This is a genomic window from Algoriphagus namhaensis (assembly GCF_042649705.1).
GTDB classification, from domain to species: Bacteria; Bacteroidota; Bacteroidia; order Cytophagales; family Cyclobacteriaceae; genus Algoriphagus; species Algoriphagus namhaensis.
Map to the genome: position 1 here is coordinate 780789 of NZ_JBHRZS010000007.1, position 21037 is coordinate 801825.

Consider the following 21037-nt stretch of genomic DNA (forward strand, 5'->3'; position numbering starts at 1 on the left):
TCAAAGACCAGATTGAGGTTACTAGTCAAATTTTTTGTGAATGCTCAGAACCAAAGCCATCTGAGAGGCCTTGCGGATGAGTTTGGCGAGTCGACGAATTCTATTCGTAAAGAACTGAATAATCTCACCAGCGCTGGCTTTTTGGTCAAACAAAATGATAAGAATAAAATCACTTATCAAGCCAATATTGAACACCCTTTCTTTAATAATATCCAAGACATCATCCGTAAATATTTAGGGCTAGATAAGCTTCTAGAACAGATTTTGTCGCGTATGGGAAATGTTGACCAAGTGGTCTTGGTGGGTGATATCGCGCAAGGTAAGGATACCGGCCAGATTGAGGTTTTGATCTGCGGTGAAAAACTTAACGATAGGTATATCAACTATTTAACTGAGCGATTGCAAGAACTGATCGATCGCGAAGTGATTTTTGAGCTGGTCAACGAAAAAACGAAGGACCAAGGGTTGGTTCTTTTTGAAAAGTAAAAACCGGATACGGGATTTACTGGTAGTGAGGCTAAGTCCAAATGTGACTGAAAGGGCGAAGCTGTATCATAAGCTATTTATTTTCAGATTTAAATTGCAAATTAGCCGTGATTTTGAGTAGAATATATCCGAGCAAATTGAAAGAAAACATCTTTACTGCTAATCCAACATTTTTGAGAGCCCTACTAGTCCTCGTTTTGACTTTAGTTTTTCAGATATCTATGGCCCAAAGCCTTTCTGATATTCAAAACTTGAAAGTTGACAATCTAACAGACGCCCAAATTGAACAATTGATCACCCGGGCTCGCACTGAAGGCATCAGTCCTACTCAAATTGATGCACTCGCACGAGAACGGGGGATGCCGGCGACAGAGGCTTTGAAGTTGAGAAATCGGATCAATAATTTGCTTTCTGGTTCTTCTGCTAACACAACTGGTAGTGTAAATTCATTTCAAGGTCGCAGCACCTCGGGAGCCGAAGAAGACTTTTTGTTTGATTCGCTCCGCAAAAGTGATCCCTACTATGACCTGACGCCGACTCAGAAGAAAATTTTCGGATATAAACTATTTCACAATAGAGAATTAGATTTCAGCCCAAGTTTAAATTTACCTACGCCTAGCTCGTATATTATCGGCTCAGGAGACCAATTGCTGATTGATATTTATGGGGCTTCTCAGCAGTCTTATGATCTTACTGTCAATCCTGAAGGGACCATTTTCATTCCAAATTTGGGTCCCGTGCAAGTTGGTGGGGCAAGCATTGAGGCAGCTAGATCTAGGCTGAAATCCAGTCTGGGAAGAATCATTTCTGGACTAAATGGCTCAAACCCATCTTCCTTTCTTGAGATCCGCTTAGGAAATATCCGGTCGATCAAAGTTTCTATGGTTGGGGAATTGACTAAGCCGGGGACCTATACTTTACCTTCTTTTGCCACGGTATTTAATGGTTTGTTTGCTGCGGGAGGTCCGAATGAAAACGGGGCATTTCGAAATGTTCAAGTTTACCGAGATTCTAGGTTGGTTGCTTCCGTTGATATTTATGAGTTCTTATCGAAGGGAGATCAAAGTGCGAACATCAACCTGCAGGACAATGATGTGATCATTGTTCCTCCTGTTCAAGCTAGAGTTGAAATCATTGGGCCGGTACGAAGAGAGGGACTATTTGAAGTAAAGCAAGGGGAGTATCTATCAGATTTGTACGTCTACACAGGAGGATTTACTTCCTTAGCATACCGTGATAGGGTCACCATCCGAAGAATCGAAAACAATCAGAGAAAGGTAATTGACGTTCCTTCAGAGCAATTCAATCAGTTTGCCTTGATGGACGGAGATGAAATTTTGATAGGAGAGGCACTAGAGCGTTTTTCTAATCGTGTTCAGGTTACTGGATCGGTTAATCGTCCTGGCGAGTTTTCTATAAATGAGGGTAATCTAACAGTGAAGGGACTGATTGAGAAAGCGGAGGGGCTTAGACCGGAAGCCTTTACCAATAGAGCCACTCTTTATCGTACGAGTAGTGATTTGACTTTGGCTGCAGAATCATTAGACCTTCAAGGTATTCTCGATGGCACTGCCGAAGATATTGTCCTAAAAAATGAGGATTTATTGTTCATTCCTAGTCGCTACGATATTCAAGAAGAATTTTATGTCAAAGTATCTGGTGAAGTTAATTTCCCAGGAACTTATCCATTCGCTAAAGATATGACGGTGGGTGATTTGATTTTGAGGTCTGGTGGTTTGCTTCGCTCAGCTACCAACTCATCCATCGAAATAGCTAGAAGAGTTCGAGATTCTAATTCTGGCAAAATCGCTGATATTAAAACACTTTCCATAGACCCCAACTTAAATTTGACCGAGGAGGAAAAAAGCTTACCACTTGAGCCTTTTGATCATGTATTTATCCGGAGAAGTCCAGGTTATGAGGAGGAGCAATTGGTGACTCTCAAGGGAGAAGTTTTATATCCTGGTGACTTTGCCATTTCAGGTGCCAACGAGCGAATTTCCGATGTCATCAAACGAGCTGGAGGTCTGAGTAATTTTGCCTACCCAAAAGGTGCTAGCCTCATTAGAAGAACGGTTTATTATAAAGGGCCTACCGCTGAGGAGCTTAAGGAGAAAGTTCTTCGGGAAATAAGAAATAATCTCGATCCAGAGATGACGCGAAAACAAAATGAAGCGGAAGAATTGCTCTACGATAGAATCGACAATAAACTCAATCAAAAAGAACTTGACCGCTTGAAAAAAGAGCAAGAGCAAGCTCGGCAACAGCTTTTTCAAAACTTATCCGTTTTAGATTCACTGAGTTCAGATTCGACTCTTGTGAAAATGAGACTCAATGAGCGTGATTTTGTGGGTATAGATCTGGAATCTATAATGAAAAATCCAGGATCAGAAGAAGATTTGATATTGATGGAAGGTGATGTGATTCAGGTACCTAAAGAATTGCAAACGGTACGAATGATTGGTGAAGTATTGCTTCCAACGACCACTCGGTTTATCCAAAATCAAAGTTTAAAGAAATACATTTCAAAAGCCGGTGGCTTTACAGAAAAGGCAAGGAGGTCGAAAACCTACGTGGTTTATGCGAATGGAGACGCTAAGAGGACTCATAGCTTTTTGGGGCTGAAATTTTATCCTCAGTTAGAACCCGGGGCAGAAATAATTGTACCATTAAAACCAGAACGCCAAGGGCTAAGTGCAGCAGGCTGGATAGGACTAGCCTCTAGTTTGGCTACCCTAGGTATTTTGGTAGATAGATTAATCCAATAATTATTAAACAAACTTTTATACAATGAAAATTGCAGTAGTTGGAACCGGCTATGTTGGCTTGGTATCCGGAGCATGTTTTGCTGATGTGGGAATTGAAGTGACCTGTGTAGATATCGATCAGAAGAAGATTGATAATCTGAAGAAAGGAATTATGCCGATCTATGAGCCGGGTCTTGAAGAAATCGTCAATCGGAATTATAAGAGTGGAAGACTTCACTTTAGTACTGATCTAGGTGAGGCGATTCAAGGTGCTTCTGTGGCATTCATCGCTGTGGGCACACCTCCTGGAGAGGATGGATCGGCAGACTTGCAATATGTTTTGGCAGTTGCGGATGAGATAGGTACTAAGATGACCGATTACATTGTAGTTGCCACAAAAAGTACCGTTCCAGTGACAACTGGGGAAAAGGTACGGGCCGCGATCCAAGCCGCCTTGGCGAAAAGAAATTCAGATTTACAATTTGCTGTAGCTTCTAATCCTGAGTTCTTAAAAGAAGGAGCAGCAGTCGATGATTTCTTAAAACCTGACAGAATCGTAATTGGTGTTGATGATCAGCGTGCAGAAGAAATCATGAAAAGGCTATATAAGCCATTCCAGCTTAGCGGAGAGCGTATTATTTATATGGATATTCCTTCTGCTGAAATGACCAAATATGCAGCCAACTCCATGCTTGCTACCAAGATTTCATTCATGAATGATATCGCAAATTTGTGCGAGCTCGTAGGTGCCGATGCCAATATGGTCCGTAAGGGAATCGGTTCTGACCCACGAATTGGTAACAAATTTATCTACCCAGGAGTAGGATACGGAGGCTCATGTTTTCCAAAGGATGTGAAAGCCATCATCAAAACGGCCAAACAATATGGATACGACCTTCGAGTTCTTCAAGCAGTCGAAGATGTCAATGATGACCAGAAACATGTGCTGTCAAAGAAAGTAATGGCTCATTTTGGTGAGGATCTTTCAGGTATGACATTCGCCATGTGGGGATTGAGCTTTAAGCCAAATACAGATGATATGCGGGAAGCTCCGGCTGGAGTAATTGTGGATGATTTGAGAGCTGCCGGCGCTACAGTCAAAGCCTATGATCCGGTAGCGATGGAAGAAGCCAAAGAACACTACCTTTTTGATAAGGTGACCTATTGTAAGGATGCTTATGATGCGTTGGTAGATGCAGATGCACTATTATTGGTGACTGAGTGGTCTGAGTTCCGAATTCCTAGCTGGGAAGTGGTCGGGAAGCTTCTAAAGAACAAGATGATTTTTGATGGTCGAAATATTTATGACAGGAAATACCTGAGCACCTTGGGTTTTGATGTTGTGAATATCGGATCAAAGTGATAAAATATGCCTCTATGGGTTCCATAGAGGCATAACTTTATTAACACACCTAAAATTCAGGTATAAGAAATGTTGGAAAAGGCATATATAATCGCAGAGGCAGGGGTGAATCACAATGGGGATATTAGCATTGCCAAGGAGTTGATTAAAAAGGCCAAGGAAGCAGGCGCTGATTGCGTAAAATTTCAAACTTTTAAAGCGGAGCAAATCGTCACAAAAACTTCCCCAAAAGCCAAGTATCAGTTAAAAGTTACCGATAAGGCAGAAAGCCAATTTGAAATGCTCAAGAAGCTTGAAATGGATTTTTCAGGCTATTTGAAATTGGTGAATTACTGTAAAGAAGTAGGGATTGATTTTATGTCTACTCCTTACAACAAGGAGGATGTTGATTTTTTGGAAGAATTAGGGGTGGATTCCTATAAAATAGCCTCTGGTCAATTGACCGAAATCCCATTTTTAAAATACGTTGCGAAGAAAAAAAAGCAAATCTATCTTTCTACCGGAATGGGAACGATTGGTGATGTTTTTGAAGCAGTAGAGGCAATAAGAGGAGAAGGAAATACGCAATTGACGGTTTTACAATGTACTACCAACTATCCCTCAAGAATCGAGGATGCCAATATATTGGCGATGAATGGAATTAAAGAAGCGTGTGATGTGGAGGTTGGATATTCTGATCATGTTACCAATAATTACGCTTGCTATGCTGCTGTAGCTTTGGGCGCAAAAGTAATTGAGAAGCACCTCACTATTGATAAATCATTGGAAGGGCCGGATCATAGTTGTTCCCTCACTCCAGCTGAATTTAAAGACATGGTAGTTGGGATTCGAAATATCGAATTGGCACTTGGTTCAAAAATCAAAAAGCCCAGCCAAGTTGAAATAGAAAACAGTAAAGGAATGAAAAGGGGGCTGGTAGTCCTTCAAGATTTGCCCAAAGGAGCCGTTTTGACTGAAGATTTAATCGGGTTCAAAAGGCCCTTAAAGGGAGTCCCTATCAATATGTTGGATCAAGTGATTGGTAAAAAAATCTCAAAGGAAATGCATACTGATGATTCTATTGACTTTGATTGCATTATCTGGTAATGGAGTTTAACATCAGAAAAATAGGTCTAGGAGATTTAGAGGCCTTAAGTTTATTTGTTCAAAATCTCGGGGAGTCATCCAAAACCTTCAGGTATTTCGAGAGCAGGCCTTTGACTATTATTGAAAATCATCTGCTTACGGTACTGGCTAGCAATAATGAAGGGGAAGAAATAGGCTACGGTCATTTAGACCTTGAAGATGGTGTCACTTGGTTGGGCGTTGCTGTTTCTGACAAGCATGTTGGGAAGGGGCTTGGTACGGCCATAATGAATTTTTTAATAGACTACGCTGATAATAATGGAGTCGATGAGCTCAAACTGGCTGTGGATAAGATAAATAAGTCAGCAATCAAATTATATAATCGAACTGGCTTTAAGGTCAGTAAAGAATTAGAAAAATCCATTTTAATGGTAAGAAATGGACAGTAAGCTTTATGTGAGTTCTTTGGCCTTTATGGGCAAGCCTGTCAAAGAGATGATTCAAATTTGTGCTGAGAACCTATTCAATTTGGAATTCAGTTCTGGAATCCCTTTTCACCAAGATATGGAAGGTATTTACCTTAGGGCCAATATTCAGAAAATGCTTCACAATTATTTTCCGGCTCCTAAAATTCCATTTGTTTTAAACCTAGCCAGCAAGAATGATAAGATCAGGGAGATGTCAATTGATCATTGTAAAAATGGCCTGAGCTTATCCAGTAAGAGTAATGCTCCATTTTTTGCAGCTCATGCAGGATTTTGTATAGATCCTGATCCTGCCGAACTTGGTAGAAAGCTGAGTTTTGATCCGGATTTTGATCGAGAGTTGCACAAAACATTATTTGAAGACTCAGTGAAAAAAATTTTAGCCTATGCAGATAGCATTCAGGTGGATTTTCTCGTTGAGAATAATGTGTTAGCTTCATTTAACTTTGATGGAGTAAATCCGCTTTTATGTATAGATTCCAGAGGCATTAATGAGTTTTTTGAAAAAGTGAATCACCCAAGGCTAGGGTTTCTTTTGGACACAGCTCATCTAAAGGTGAGTTGCCAAACATTAAATTTAGACTTGGACGAGGAACTTCAACTTGTGAAAAAGCACATAAAGGGAATACATCATAGTGATAATGAAGGGGAAGTCGATAATAATCAGCCTATTGGGCAGGATTATTGGTTTTTAAAATATAGAGATCAGTTTGATTCCACAGTACAAGTATTGGAGGTGAAAAATCAAACAGTAAGGGAAATTAAGGATCAGTTAGATTTATTAGGAAATCTTGGAAGTTAAGGAATTGGTAGTTGCAGAGGATCATTCCATCCGAACTGCACTCAAACAACTAGATAAATTAGGTTCAGGAATATTGTTTGTCGTAAGCAATGAATCGAAATTGATTGGGATCATCACGGATGGGGATATTCGTAGATCTTTGATCAATGATGTTTCATTGGAAGCCGAGGTAGGAACTATCATGAACAAAAATTTCATTGCCCTGCCTGTAGGGTCTCCTAATGTATCCATTCTCAATGCCCTGAGCGATCGAATTAAGACCATACCTTTGATCGATAAGGAAGGTAAGGTGGTAGATTATGCTACGCGCAATCGACTAAGAAAAATCCCAATTGCTTCGCCTCAACTAGAAGGAAATGAATTGGCCTATGTGACTGATTGCATCAGAACTAATTGGATTTCTTCTCAGGGAAAATATGTGACCGAATTTGAGCGACTTTTTTCAAGCTTTCATAATGAATATCATGCTTTGGCTGTCAGTAATGGTACTGTCGCTTTGCATTTGGCATTGGTAGCGCTAGGAATAGGTGAAGGAGACGAAGTCATTGTTCCTAACCTAACTTTTGCGGCTTCAATAAATGCTATCATTTACACGGGTGCCACGCCTGTTTTGGTAGATGTGGATCCGACATCTTGGAATATTAGCGTCGAGCATGCGCGACGAGCAGTTACTTCTAGAACAAGGGCTATCATGCCGGTTCACCTGTATGGTCAGCCTTGCGAAATGACAGAAATCGTTGAGCTAGCACGAGGGTATGAGCTAAAGATAATTGAAGACTGTGCGGAGGCATTAGGCTCTCAATACCATGGAAATCCTGTGGGAATATTTGGAGATGCAGCTACTTTCAGTTTCTTCGGGAATAAAACCATCACAACGGGTGAAGGAGGCATGATTCTTTTCAAGGATAAATCTATCTTTGAAAAAGCAAATGTTTTGCGAGATCACGGCATGAATAAGAGTCGTCGATATTGGCATGATATGGTGGGCTACAATTACCGTTTGACTAATCTGCAAGCTGCGATAGGAGTGGCCCAATTCGAAAGACTTGGGGCTTTTGTAGAAAGAAAGAGAAATGCAGCTGCAGCCTATGATGCAGTATTATCTCAAAGCTCTTTTTTTCAAACTCCCGTTGACCAGCCTGAAAAATTCAATTCTTATTGGTTGTATACATTTTTGATCAAGAGCCATTCACCTTTCAGTAGGGATGAGTTTATGGATTATATGACAAGTAGATCTATTGAAACAAGGCCAGTTTTTTATCCATTGCATGAAATGCCTCCATATCAGGAATTTGGAAACCCAGAGGAACTGAGAATTTCTAAAGCTATATCTGATTCTGGCGTAAGTCTCCCTTCCTCGGTAAACCTTACTCAAGGCGAATTAGAGTATATCTGTCGGACCATTGCCGAGTTTGTGGAAGAAAAAAGCTCAATCCAAGTCTAAAATCTAAGTGTCAGAAAAGAAAATTCTATACTTGATCCCAGCAAGAGGTGGATCCAAAGGCGTTCCTAAGAAAAATATTAAGGAATTGGCAGGTGTTCCGCTGATTGGTCATAGCATCAAGGTTGCATTAGGGCTTTCCGACCCAAAAGACATTTGTGTTTCAACTGATTCAGATGAAATAGCCGAAGTTGCTGAAACCTTTGGATTGAAAGTTCCTTTTAGAAGACCAGAGGCCATTTCAAATGACTCTGCGAGTAATGAAGATGTCATCCTTCATGCACTCGATTTTTACAAAGAAAGAGGGGTTGATTACGACTATGTGGTAGTCTTGCAACCCACCTCACCCCTTCGAAAAGAGAGTCATGTTCAGGAGGCCATAGATCTAGTTCAAGATAATACCGAGTTGATTGTTTCTGTCAAGGAAACAGATTCCAATCCATACTATGTACTATTTGAAGAGGGCGAAGATGGGGTTTTGGACAAGGTTAAAAAAGGAGTATTTACTCGGAGGCAAGATTGCCCAACAGTTTATGAATTGAACGGTGCCATCTACGTGATTCATGTAGAAAGTTTGAGACGAAAAGGATACCAAAACCTTAAAATGACCAAATACCTGATGGAAAAGGATTATTCTGTAGATATAGATAATTTGATCGATTTCGCCTTAGCTGAATTACTGCTGAATCACCAAGAAGATACCCAAAATTCCTGATCGATGAATTTATTTAAATTCATACGCCATCATTACCGAACGTATAAGAAAAGATTCAGAATCAAGCGAAATACTGAAAAGGCGAAGAAAGTCTTAGGAGGATATGGCAGTCCACTCACGGTGAATTTTGAATGCCTTTTTAATGAAAAAGTCTTTTTGGGAAATAATTGCCATTTCAATGGGATAGAGATTCCTAAAGGCGGAATAGTGAGAATTGGGGATAATTTTCATTCTGGAAAGGGTTGCATGATTCTGTCTAAATATCACAATTACGAAGGCGATAAAATCCCATATGATAGCACCTATATTGTCAAAGATGTGACAATAGAAGACAATGTCTGGTTGGGAAATAATGTGACCGTACTTGGCGGAGTGACGATTGGTGAAGGCGCCATCATTCAAGCTGGAGCTGTCGTGGTCAAAGATATTCCAGCCTGTGCCATAGCAGGGGGAAATCCGGCCAGAGTATTCAAGGAGCGGGACAAGGAACACTACTTTAAGCTTAAAAAAGAGGGGAAATTTCACTAAGTCTCTCTCAAGAGTAGGCGTTTTACATGTTCAAAAAACTATTCAGTCACACTGTCATTTATGGTTTTGCTCCGCAAATTCCAAAAGTTGCTCAGTTTTTCATACTTCCGATTATTACCCAAGATTTAACAGAGGTAGATTTTGGTGTAGCAGGAGTACTTACTGCCTATACAGGAAGTATTGCAGTTTTGGCTTTTTTAGGCCTGAGAGTTATTTTGGTAAACTCATTTTATAAATCTCCCTCCCAATACAAATGGGCTTGGAGACAAATCTACGGATTCCTGTCTCTTTGGAATTTGGTTTATGCTGTGCTTTTAGGGGTCGTGGTCTATCTGGTGGTGCCTGAGGTGGCCCATGAAAATAGGTTTTTGATCATGTTAATCAATGTAGCTCCTCTGGTGATTTTTGGACCAGTGGGAAATATTGGCATGACCTTTTATCAGATGAAACAGAAACCTCTGCAGATTGGTCTTCGTACGGCGTTTTTTGGAATCTTGACGGTGTTCCTAAACCTCTATTTTATCTCCTATCTCAAGTTAGGTTACATGGGATGGTTTTGGGCGACGTTCATAGCCACCATTCTTTCTAATGCCTCCTACTACTATCCGATCAATTTTATTTATGGGATTAAACCCATTTTCAATTTTAAGTGGAGGTCAATTAAGCAATACCTGAAAGTCAGCCTACCTACCGTACCTCATTACTATTCCAGCTATTTGCTGAATTCATCGGACAAAATGGTCATGGACTTGGTGGGAGTGAATGTAGGAAACATAGGAAAATACAATGCTGCTTACACGGTAGGAAATATTTTTCAGCAATTGGGCATGGCAGCTGGATTTGCAGTTGCTCCCATGATGACAAAGAGTTTTAAGGAAGGAAATGACAAAGCAGCCAGAGACCTTATTTTTGGGTTACAATTTGCCTTTTTTGTTCTCACTTTTTTAGTAAGTATTTGGCTCAAAGAATTCTTTGGCTTCTTGTTGAGGAGTCCTGGATTGGCCGAAATGTATTCTTTAGGGATTATTATTGTGATGAGTTACAATTATCGCCCCATGTATATGGGCTCGGTGAATAAGCTGTTTTTTGTTGAAAAAACGAACATCGTTTGGAAAGTCACCTTTTTGGCAGGAGCCATAAATGTGATTCTCAATTTGCTATTAATTCCCAAATTTGGTTTTGAAGTAGCAGCCTACACCACATTTATTTCACTTATGTTTATGGGCTATATCGGGTATTTCCTCCCATCCATCAAAAAAGTGCATGAGGTAAATTATCATCCGATTCGATGGTTTGGCTTGACTTTAGTATTGACTTTCATGGCCTTTTACCTTTCTGAGATCTCAGTGGAAATGAAAATACTTATTTCCGCAATCGCTATTCTTTCCGCTATAGGTTTAGGCTTCTTATTCAAAAAGAAAATTATTCGATGAATTTCTCTGAAAGACAAGAACTCATAGGCTTTTTTAATGAATTTGAAAGAAAATTTTCAACAGAAAAGTGGGAATACCAAGGAGCAAAGGTTTGGCCCATTCTTAAGAATTCCTTGTTTTTAAGCTTGTTCTGGAGTCGAATGAAAAAGCGCAAGCACATCGCCAGAAAGCCTAGTTTATTTCAGTCCTTTAAGCCGGTAATCAAGAAAAAACTTACTGCTTTAAAATTTCACAAATTACAATTCGATCAGGTTGATTCTCTATTCTTCTCTGGCGGCAATTTTCGAGAGGAATTTAATGGTGAATCATTCAATAAATACTATGATCCCATTGGAGACTATTTGGAGGATAAAAACAAACGATTTCTATTCTTGGAATATGGAAACAAGGTGTCTCAAAAAACCTACAAGAACAGAGGATTGAATATTCAGCTTGTTTATCATTATTTCGAAACTAAACAGGAAAATTCGAAACCAGACTTTTCGAATTGGGTTGGGATGGATGATTTTGTAGCTTTTTTACAGGATAAATTCTCAGATTCAAACACTTCGATCTATTCCGAGGTCATAGAAACCCTACGGAAAGTACTCATTTGGAAGGCAAGCTTTGATTGGATTTTAGATCAAACCAAGCCTCAGCAAGTATTTCTGTTATCGTATTATAATCTTCCATGTTTTGGACTACTCTTGGCTGCAAGGAATAGAAATATTTCTTGCATAGATATTCAACATGGGGCCCAAGGAGTTTTTCACCCAGCCTACTCGGGATTTAAGGAAGATTACTCCATGCTTCCGACGGTTTTTTGGCTCTGGGATCAAAAAACAGAAAAACAGCTCAAGGAGAATCTGCATTTCCCAAATATTCATACCAAAGTGGGAGGGAATCCATGGCATCACTTTTTGAATAATACCAGAAACAAACTAAGTTTCAAGAAACCAGCCATTTTATATACGCTTCAACCTTTAGATCCACTTTTGGACGAATACGTTATTGAAGCCATCCTGAAGACCAAGCAAGATTTTGTTTGGTTGATTCGGTCGCATCCTAGAATTGATTCTGATTCTAAAAACCAATTCATTAGTAAGTTGAAGTCTTTAGAAATTTTTGATCAAGAGACATGGGGTCTGGCTAATAATACCCCTTTACCCCTATTGTTGAAAGAAGTAGACCTTCATATTTCTAAGTTTTCGGGTTGTATTTCTGAGGCGGCTGATCTAGGTACATTTAGTGTTATTCTTGAAAAGAATGGTGAGTCAAGCTTTAGCCATTTGATTGAAGAAGGAATTGCGATAGGAGGCATAGATTCTAATACCGAAAATCTAATAGCTGCCATTTATGCCAACCTTGGCAAAAAGAAAGCAATAAGTCAGGTGGATTTAGACTTGGTGATGGATCAATTGCCTTAAGTTTTTGATTTGAAGCTTCGTGTTTGTATTCATGACGAAAATTGAGTGTAGATTTAGGTTTAATAGTGGGATTTGCGAGGTTTCCTGAGATAAATCGTATTTAAATGAAAAATTGAATCTAATTTTGGATTCTACCTTAGGAGATACAACTATCGCAACGCGTCGAAAAAATGCCTCTATTCAAAAAGACAAGTCCAAAGAAGTGTGGAGTCTTGTCGTATCAGCTTTGATGAGCGAATGATCATCTCAGTTATTATCCCTGTTTTTAAGGATTGGAAGCGTCTTTCGAGATGCTTAGAAGGACTGGATAAGCAGACCTTGTCCAAAGAAGAATTTGAGATTCTGATTGTGAACAACGATCCGAAGTCAAAGGTACCTGAAGGCTATTGTTTTCCAGTAAATTCGAAACTAATCCATCAATCCATCCCCGGGTCGTATGCCGCTCGGAATTTGGCAATAGCTACTGCGAAATCAGAATATCTTGCATTTACCGATTCGGATTGTATCCCAAAAGAAGACTGGCTAGAAAATGCATTAGAATTACTATCATCCGGGTTGGATCTTGTTGGAGGTAAAATCACCTTATTCAAGCCTTCCAAAGGCACTGATCTAGCCTACATTTACGAACACCATTTTTCTTTCAATCAAAAGAAAAATGTGCAAGAAAAAGGGCAAAGCGTAACTGCTAATTTGATTGGAAAAAGAGCAATTTTTCAGGATATCGGGCTTTTTAGAGAAGATTTATTATCTGGAGGTGATTTTGAGTGGACCCGGCGAGCCACAAGCAAGGGTTACAAAATTGGCTTTGGCGAAAATGTGATTGTTTCCCATCCTGCGAGAAAAAACTTGAAGCAGCTGGTCAAAAAAAGAAAAAGAACGGTTGGGGGGATGTATTTTATGAATTTCCATAAATTCAGTTCTAAGCAAAGACTTGAGTATACGCTCATGGCTCTCAGGCCAAGAGTAACAATATTTACGTATCAAGGAATTGGATTGAAGCAGAAATTCCAGCTCTTTTTTGCAACTTGGTACGTTGAGTTTATAGGAGTAATGGAGCTATTCTTACTGGATAAGCGATTTAAAGGAGCAGAAAGACTCTAGGAATTGTCAAGTTTTGCAACGGGCTTTCGATTAAAACTCAAATCATAAGGTTACATGGATAAAGAGGTTAAAGAGATTTTAATGAATGATGATTTCACGATCATCAATATCTTCAAATTGGCTAAGCGGAAGAGTCTATTGCTAATTGTAATAATTGCGCTATTCATGTTGGGTGGTTTGATTTATTACTACACCACTCCGAAAATGTATGCCACCATGTCCGTCTTATTGGTTGAATCTCAACAAAAGGACAAAGGGGGATTGAGTTCGCTTGCTTCAGTAGCCGGGCTCGGGGGAGCAGGTTTTGGAGCTGAATCTGCAACTCTAGATCCTGCTCTTTATCCTGTGATTTTACAAAGTAAACCCTTCTTAGAGGAGTTAATCAATTCTAAGGTTTGGTCTGAAAACTATCCAGACTCAGTCACCATTTTTAAGTACATGGTGGAAAACATGCCGGATAATTCAATCTACAAGGTTTTTAAAAGACCAATGTCTGTTTTTGATGAATCGACAGTTATCAACGATGCCGAAAGACTGGCCTCTAGACCAGAAAAACGAGTGCAGTATGAGTCTCTTGAACTTCTTATTTTGTATAAAGTCGCAGACCTCATCACCCTTTCTAGTGAAGGGAGAATTTTGACGATTATGGCAAAAATGCCAGAGCCAGGATTGGCGTATCAATTTTCGCAATTGGTACAATCTCTCCTGATCGACTATGCGACAGAATATCTACAGGAAAAGCAAAGAAGCCAAGTAGAATATCTGGAAGCTCAACATGCCAAAAGTGAAGAGGGCTTTAAAAAATCGCAGGCTACTTTAGCCTCTTTTAGAGAAAGGAATCAAGGACTTTATCTTGAAAGTCAGAAAGCAATTGAGCAAAACCTAAGCTCCGATTACAATTTAAAGTTTGACCTTTACCGTACGGTAGCGCAGGAACTTGAAAGAGCCCGAATTGAGCTAAATAGCCAAAAGCCAATATTTACTTCCATCGAGCCACCTTTCATCCCAAATAAACCTGCAAGTCCTAGAATGCAGCTCACTTTGGGTTTTTGCTTCGCCATCGGCTTTATTTTTGGGTTGATTGCCATTGTGTTGTATTACATTCGAGCTTACATAATCCTTCGCGCTTAGGTTGGACTTGAAGGTTTCCATCCTTATTCCCAGCTTTAACAATTCTGAATTTATTTCAGAAACCATTCAATCTGTACTATCTCAAAGCTATCCCGAACTCGAGTGTATTGTTGTGGATGACGGGTCTACGGATGCCACAAGAGATATTGTTAGCACTTTAGCAAAACAGGATTTAAGGCTTTCTCTTTACAGTAGACCAGATCATTTGCCAAAGGGAGCAAATAGCTGTAGAAATTATGGTGCTAGTTTGTCTTCTGGAGATTTGCTCTTGTTTCTCGATGCAGACGATTTACTAAGTTTGGAATGTTTGGAAAATCGATTAAAAAATTATCAAGATCAAGATTTGCTTATTGGGTCTACAGGTAATTTTTCATTAGAGATACAAGATGCGACACCATTTTCTAAAGGTCTAAGTCCTACCAAAACACCCGAAGACTACTTGAGCCTATTTTTGGAATATTCGATTCCCTGGCATACAAGTAGTGGCCTTTGGAGGAGAGCTTTTTTTGATCAAATCGGAGGTTTCAATCCAGCACTTCAGCGGTTTCAAGATGTGGAAATACATGTAAGGGCCTTAAGTCAAGATGGAATCAAACTTAAAATCGATCCTACCAACGATTTCACCAGCTATTATCGAAAGTCTGCTTTTCACCAGAAAATGACGCTTGAAAAGCGCAGATATATTTTTGATCAAGGAATGGTTTATCTGGAAACCGTTGATGAATTTCTGCCTGTGGGTTTTAAAAACAGATTGGAAGGAACAATGATCTATTTGATGTTTAGGTTTGAGGAGGTCTTTACTGCCTTGGATTTGAACAGATTTAATGAAATCATTTCTACGGTAAAGCAAACATCATCAGCCTCTTTTGGTTCTTGGGAGTTCCAGGGTATACGAGCCATGTTTGAAAAATCTGGTCCAAATCGATTGAGGAAATATTTGAGTTTTGTCTTGTATCGCATGTATGCAAGGCGAATAGAAAGTGAATTAGGATCATGAAGCTGTATTATGAAAATATGGAGCTATGGGACTTTTTGACCTTACCCTTCTATTTTCTCTTCGTGTATTTAGTTTTAATTTGGGCAGCAAAGTCCGTTTTGCTCCCAGATTCTAAATATCTCAACTTACATTTTTTCGGGCTTTTACTCTTTTATCTAACTATTGGTCTGATTGACTTCAATTTTAAATTGATTCCATTTTTTCCAGACACAAACCTATTCACCAGAATCTTAGAAACCGGGGAAACACCATTTAACCAATCCATAGGAGTGAGGATTGGCTACAAGTACCTCGCAATACCCATCTACCAGCTATCGCTAAGATCCATTTACAATTACTTCCTGTTTAATATTTGTTTCCTCCATTTGGGTTTGATTTTTCTAGCTGCTGCGTTCAATCAATTTTATGCTCAGTCGGATGTTTGGGTACAGCGGTTTTTCTTGTTACTAGGAGCTGTGGCTCCTTCGATCCTGGTGTATTCATTTACTCCGCTACGCGAAAGTTACTTTGTGCTAGCTCTAGGGCTGTTTTTTTATGGTTTGTCCAAAAAGAATCTCCTGAATATTTTCCTCATTTTGGGAGTGTTGTTGGCGGGGATTCTCAGGGTTCAGCTATTACTATATTTCTTCATTTTGTTCTTTGTGCAATATCTCCACAAGAAAAAATTAAGCACAGGACTACTTGTGGTGCTTTTGATTTTTGCGATTCCCGTAGGTTATTTTAGCCTTAATTTCCTTTCACAGGCAATTTTGAATATTCGCATTACACCAGAGAGTTTGAGCTTGTTTCGAAATCTTCAGCGTCTTGAATATTTTGAATCTGGGGTGACCTACCCCGAAGTGTTTTGGACCAGTTGGTTTGATGTGATTTTGGATTTTCCGGGCCTATTTTTCCAGTTTTTATTGACCCCATTTCCAGTCATTATTTTCATTCCATTTTGGACCAAATTAGCCTATTTTGCTGATGGACTTTTTCTATTGTTTTTACTTTTCGTAGCGATTCCTATTTTCTCGGATTGGCGCAAGTATTCCGTTTGGCTTCTTTTTATTGGGATATACATTGGAATGTCGGCATTCTTCGAATTCCATCTTTTGGGAGCAGTGAGGCATAGACTTCCAGCGACCTTATTGTTAATGGCTTTAGCTGCCAAAGCTTTAGCATACCTTTTGACCAAGTATAGATGGATTTTCAGGTACTGATTTCTACTCAAAATCCTGACCCGAATGCTTTCAGAAAGTCGGATTTTAATAAACTCATTATTTCTCAAAACCCAAGTGGAGTTGGTCTTGATGAGGATAAATTGAAATTTATTTCTGTTGATGAAGCAGGCCTATCCAAAAGCAGGAATAGAGCTTTGCAAGAATGTGAGGCTACTTTTGCTTTAATCGCAGATGACGATCTGGAGTATTGCCAGGATTTTGAGGATAAAGTGGCAGCAGGCTTTCGTCAATTTCCAGATGCCGATATTCTCACCTTTAAGATTATTAGTCCCGAGGGAAAACCCTATAAAAATTACAAAGAGAGCGCATTTGAGCATTCTCGCACTTCCATTTACAAGGTGTCCTCTGTGGAAATGGTATTCAGGATGTCCAGTATAAAGGCCAAAGGACTTCGATTTGATGAGCGCTTTGGCTTAGGAAGTGAGTTTAAAAGTGGTGAAGAGACTATATTTTTAAATGATGCGCTCAATGCTGGATTAAATCTGTATTACATTCCAGAATATCTCGTGATTCATCCCATCGAAAGCTCCGGAAAACTTCTGGACCAAAATTTTTTTTATAGCAAAGGAGCTCTAATCAAACGACTTTATGGAGGCTCTTTTAAATTAATTTTGGGCTTACTTTTTTTAGTCAAACAAGTGACTAAGCCTCAAAATAAGCTAACTTTGACCGCTTCAATTCAAGCTATCAAAAAAGGTTATTATTCGATAAAATAGGTAAATGCTAGTATCGATCATCACACCCGTACACAATGCGGTTTTGCATATTGAAGAGACGATAGAATCTATTTTGAAGCAGACCTATGAAAATTGGGAATTGATCCTAATTGATGATAAGTCATCGGATAACGGGATCGATATTCTTAGAGACTATGAGGGAAAGGACCCGAGGATCAAGGTACTTCGAAACAATAATAACCAAGGTGCTGCGCTCACCCGTAATAGGGGCATAAAAGCTGCACAAGGCAGGTTTATCGCGTTTCTGGATAGTGATGATTTATGGTTGCCTGAGAAGCTTGAAAAGCAATTGGATTTCATGCTGCAAAATGGGCATGCTTTTACCTATACAAGTTATATCAAATTTCGAGATCAAGAGGATGTTGGGGTCATGAAGGTTCCTAAAAAGGTCAATCATAGAGATTTGCTGAAAACCTGTTCCATTGGGTGTTTGACTGCCATGTATGATACAGAACAGCTTGGCAAAGTCTATATGCCCATAATTTCCCGAAGACAAGATTTTGCGCTTTGGCTACAGATATTGAAGATTATTCCTTTCGCATACGGCATACAAGAGCCACTAGCGAAGTATAGGCTGCGCAGTGATTCTATTTCGGGTAATAAGTTTAAAGCGGCAGGATATCAATGGAGAGTTTATCGTGAATTTGAACATCTCAATGTAGTCGAAGCGGGCTATTACTTTCTTCACTATTCCTTCTTTGGTGTGATTAAAACCTATTTCAATAGGAAAAAGAACTAGCCCAGCGTGACTTTCATTTCCATTATCATCCCCACCTATCGCGACAATGAAAGGCTTGGCAAATGCTTGGATGCCATTGCAGAGCAAGTGAACCATGAAAGTCAGGTGGAGGTAATCGTTGCCAATAATGATCCCGAGTCAGAAATGCCTGATTTTGGCAAATTCCCTATTTCACTTACTATCGTGAATGAATCTATTGCCGGCTCGTATGCGGCAAGAAATAAGGGGATCGAAGTGGCTAAAGGAAATTTTTTGCTTTTTACTGATTCGGATTGTATTCCATCTAAAAATTGGATTTCCAAAGCCCAAGAAATTGCAAATGATCCACAAAGCGATATCATTGCTGGAAAAGTGGAGGTTTTTTCCAGGACTGGTAGCAGTTACGGAAAATTTGATCAGGTATTTGCCTTCCCAAATGAAGATTATGTTCAAAAAGAAGGCTTTGGCGTAACGGCTAATTTATTGGTAAGTCGAAAGGTGATAGAGACTACAGGGGGATTTAAAACTGGTCTATTAACTGGTGGAGATCGTGAATTTTGCCATAATGCATCGACTCACGGGTTTACACTCACTTACGACAAGGACATGTCAGTCTTTCATCCCGCACGAGAAACTTGGGAGGAAATGTCTGTCAAAGCCAAACGATTCGGAGGGAAGATTCCACAAGATTCAAGTAAGGCATTGGTTTTTTTAAAGTTGATAGGGAAATTTCGAATTAGAACCTCAGATTTCTCCACAGTGCACCGTGCTGATATTTCACTTATTGATAGAGTGAAATTTCTAGGGATCATCGCAAGACTCCGATGGGTGGAGGCAGCCGAATCAATGCGAGTATTCTTTGGGAAAGCTCCAGGGAGATTGTAAAAATGCAGCCCAGAAAAAAGCTTTTTGTTTTGATGTCAATGATTGTGCTGAACCTCTTGGTTCCACGTCATGCAAGGTTACAAACTCTGAATGCAGGTCTACCAATTTTAGAGGAATACCTCAGAAGGGATCAATTGAAAGGCAATTTTGGTCTGAGCAATTCCTTTATGATGAGGCCCCTCAATTTTCAAACCTTACGAGATTCAGGGAATGCTATAAATACGCTCCATTCTTTTTATCCGATAAATAAGGGAAGAAAGCCAAATTCATTTCGATTTAGCATTTTACCAATCATTTCTACTACAGAGTTCAATTCCAAAAGACCATATGGTTGGGGAAATAAGGGGCTGACTCCAAATGTAGGTTTACAAACCTATTTAAGTGCGGGTATTTTTGCGTCAGTTGGATTTTTAGAAATTCAGCTACAACCCGAATTGACATTTTCTGAAAATAGATCGTATCAGGGATTCTGGAATGGTTTCCGTACTCCAGTAACTAGTGCACGCTTTTTTTATTGGAATGACGGCGATAATCCTGAGAGATTTGAGTCGAATTCTTTCAGAGCGTGGTGGGGACAATCTCGAGTGCAATTGAATCTAGGTGGCTTTGGATTAGCGCTAAGCTCAGAAAATATATGGTGGGGTCCTGGCCAATTCAATGCCTTGATTTTTAGTGACAATGCAGAGGGTTTTCCTCATTTATCGCTGCATAGTACTAGGCCTCTAAAAACCTTCATTGGAAATTTTGAGGGCCAGTTGTTGATGGGAAGGCTAGAAAACAGTCTTTTAGACCCGAGCCAAAACGAAACGATGAATAACCGCTTTTTCCAGGATTTTACAGGAGACTGGCGCTATTTGAATGGACTGTCGATCACATACAATCCAGTATTTCTACCCAACTTGTTTTTTGGATTCAATAGAACTTTCCAGCAATACAATGAGCTAAAGGGCAATACCTTTAGAGATTGGTTTCCTGTTTTTGAGTTCTTCCAAAAAGAAAGGGTATTTGATGATGGGAATACGATCACCTATGACTCACGAGGCCAAGATCAACAGGTAAGCGTTTCTTTTCGGTATCTGGCCCCTAAGGCTAATTTTGAAGTGTATACTGAGTTTGGTCGAAGAGATCATTCATTCAATTGGCGGGAATTTATTTTAAATCCGGAGCATGCCAGAGCTTACATTTTTGGCTTTCAAAAGCTTTTTCCAGTGGCCAGACCAAATACATTCATTCAAGTTAGAGGTGAAATCACACATCAGCAGGAATCTGTAAATCGATATATTCGATATCGAGGCTTAATTGGCAATCAAACCTGGCATACTCACGGTCTGGCTAGAGGCTTTGTGAATTATGGGCAGACCCTCGGAGTGGGTAGTGGAGTAGGGGCCAACGTTCAAACCTTGGAGATAGCGAGAGTGGAAGGAATGAATAAGATGGGGATCGTCTTAGAGCGCCTGGAAAACCATCAAGATTTCTTTTATCGGGCCTTTGGCCAAAATGAAGAAAAGCAACCTTGGATAGACTTGAGTATGGGGTTGCTTTTTGATAAAAGGTGGAATAATCTCTTGCTGAGCTCTAAAGCTCAATTCATTTACGCCCAAAATTATCAATGGATTCCTGAGGGAATTCAGTCCGAAGAATTTCCGAGCGTACAGAATTTATTGTCCTTCTATGGCTCGCTAAATCTGATTTATAGTCTTAGTGGCAATTAAATCTTCTCCATGTGTTTTTTCCGGGGGATTATTTTAGTTTTGCCTGCTAAATACTGAGTAAAAAT

General features: G+C 39.6%; 19 protein-coding genes. All 19 read left to right on the plus strand.

Features of this window, described 5'->3' with window-relative positions:
- The first annotated feature begins 36 nt into the window (after positions 1–36).
- The 19 genes from ACFOSV_RS11700 (at position 37) to ACFOSV_RS11790 (ending at position 20972) form a co-directional block, all read left to right on the plus strand.
- The gene (locus ACFOSV_RS11700) at positions 37–486 is read left to right on the plus strand and encodes an ArsR family transcriptional regulator (RefSeq protein ID WP_377906198.1); all 450 of its coding nucleotides are present in this window, start codon (positions 37–39) and stop codon (positions 484–486) included.
- Positions 487–707: 221 nt separating this feature from the next.
- Positions 708–3254 (plus strand): SLBB domain-containing protein, encoded by a 2547-nt coding sequence (locus tag ACFOSV_RS11705; RefSeq protein ID WP_449224154.1) that lies wholly within the window; start codon positions 708–710, stop codon positions 3252–3254.
- 22 nt (positions 3255–3276) lie between these two features.
- Complete coding sequence (locus tag ACFOSV_RS11710; protein ID WP_377906200.1) at positions 3277–4596, plus strand: UDP-glucose dehydrogenase family protein; 1320 nt, start codon at positions 3277–3279, stop codon at positions 4594–4596.
- A 69-nt stretch (positions 4597–4665) separates the two neighbouring features.
- A complete protein-coding gene (neuB, locus tag ACFOSV_RS11715; RefSeq protein ID WP_377906201.1) occupies positions 4666–5682 on the plus strand; it encodes an N-acetylneuraminate synthase in 1017 nt (338 codons plus the stop codon).
- Complete coding sequence (locus tag ACFOSV_RS11720) at positions 5682–6110, plus strand: GNAT family N-acetyltransferase (protein WP_377906202.1); 429 nt, start codon at positions 5682–5684, stop codon at positions 6108–6110. Before neuB ends, ACFOSV_RS11720 begins: the two co-directional genes overlap by 1 nt.
- Entirely contained in the window at positions 6100–6948 is an 849-nt protein-coding gene (locus ACFOSV_RS11725) for a sugar phosphate isomerase/epimerase family protein (protein ID WP_377906203.1), read from the plus strand. The genes ACFOSV_RS11720 and ACFOSV_RS11725 overlap by 11 nt, the downstream gene beginning before the upstream one ends.
- A complete protein-coding gene (locus ACFOSV_RS11730; RefSeq protein ID WP_377906204.1) occupies positions 6938–8392 on the plus strand; it encodes an aminotransferase class I/II-fold pyridoxal phosphate-dependent enzyme in 1455 nt (484 codons plus the stop codon). The genes ACFOSV_RS11725 and ACFOSV_RS11730 overlap by 11 nt, the downstream gene beginning before the upstream one ends.
- 7 nt (positions 8393–8399) lie before the next feature.
- Entirely contained in the window at positions 8400–9104 is a 705-nt protein-coding gene (locus ACFOSV_RS11735; RefSeq protein ID WP_377906205.1) for an acylneuraminate cytidylyltransferase family protein, read from the plus strand.
- Between the two features lie 3 nt (positions 9105–9107).
- Positions 9108–9632 (plus strand): acyltransferase, encoded by a 525-nt coding sequence (locus tag ACFOSV_RS11740; protein WP_377906206.1) that lies wholly within the window; start codon positions 9108–9110, stop codon positions 9630–9632.
- Between the two features lie 26 nt (positions 9633–9658).
- Positions 9659–11065 carry a lipopolysaccharide biosynthesis protein gene (locus ACFOSV_RS11745; RefSeq protein WP_377906207.1) on the plus strand — a complete coding sequence of 469 codons (1407 nt, stop codon included), beginning with the start codon at positions 9659–9661 and terminating at the stop codon, positions 11063–11065.
- A gap of 140 nt (positions 11066–11205) precedes the next feature.
- Complete coding sequence (locus ACFOSV_RS11750; RefSeq protein ID WP_377906208.1) at positions 11206–12471, plus strand: hypothetical protein; 1266 nt, start codon at positions 11206–11208, stop codon at positions 12469–12471.
- 204 nt (positions 12472–12675) lie between these two features.
- Positions 12676–13572 (plus strand): glycosyltransferase, encoded by an 897-nt coding sequence (locus tag ACFOSV_RS11755; protein ID WP_377906209.1) that lies wholly within the window; start codon positions 12676–12678, stop codon positions 13570–13572.
- Between the two features lie 54 nt (positions 13573–13626).
- The gene (locus tag ACFOSV_RS11760) at positions 13627–14703 is read left to right on the plus strand and encodes a Wzz/FepE/Etk N-terminal domain-containing protein (RefSeq protein WP_377906210.1); all 1077 of its coding nucleotides are present in this window, start codon (positions 13627–13629) and stop codon (positions 14701–14703) included.
- 7 nt (positions 14704–14710) lie between these two features.
- Positions 14711–15700 carry a glycosyltransferase family 2 protein gene (locus tag ACFOSV_RS11765; RefSeq protein WP_377906211.1) on the plus strand — a complete coding sequence of 330 codons (990 nt, stop codon included), beginning with the start codon at positions 14711–14713 and terminating at the stop codon, positions 15698–15700.
- The gene (locus ACFOSV_RS11770) at positions 15697–16899 is read left to right on the plus strand and encodes a hypothetical protein (RefSeq protein WP_377906212.1); all 1203 of its coding nucleotides are present in this window, start codon (positions 15697–15699) and stop codon (positions 16897–16899) included. The genes ACFOSV_RS11765 and ACFOSV_RS11770 overlap by 4 nt, the downstream gene beginning before the upstream one ends.
- Positions 16881–17636 carry a glycosyltransferase family 2 protein gene (locus tag ACFOSV_RS11775; protein ID WP_377906213.1) on the plus strand — a complete coding sequence of 252 codons (756 nt, stop codon included), beginning with the start codon at positions 16881–16883 and terminating at the stop codon, positions 17634–17636. The genes ACFOSV_RS11770 and ACFOSV_RS11775 overlap by 19 nt, the downstream gene beginning before the upstream one ends.
- Before the next feature lie 4 nt (positions 17637–17640).
- Positions 17641–18396, plus strand: a complete 756-nt coding sequence (locus ACFOSV_RS11780; protein ID WP_377906214.1) for a glycosyltransferase family 2 protein — start codon at positions 17641–17643, stop codon at positions 18394–18396.
- A 6-nt stretch (positions 18397–18402) separates the two neighbouring features.
- A complete protein-coding gene (locus tag ACFOSV_RS11785) occupies positions 18403–19260 on the plus strand; it encodes a glycosyltransferase family 2 protein (RefSeq protein WP_377906215.1) in 858 nt (285 codons plus the stop codon).
- Positions 19200–20972: a capsule assembly Wzi family protein gene (locus ACFOSV_RS11790; RefSeq protein WP_377906216.1), complete on the plus strand. Its 1773-nt coding sequence runs from the start codon at positions 19200–19202 to the stop codon at positions 20970–20972. Before ACFOSV_RS11785 ends, ACFOSV_RS11790 begins: the two co-directional genes overlap by 61 nt.
- Positions 20973–21037 lie beyond the last annotated feature (65 nt).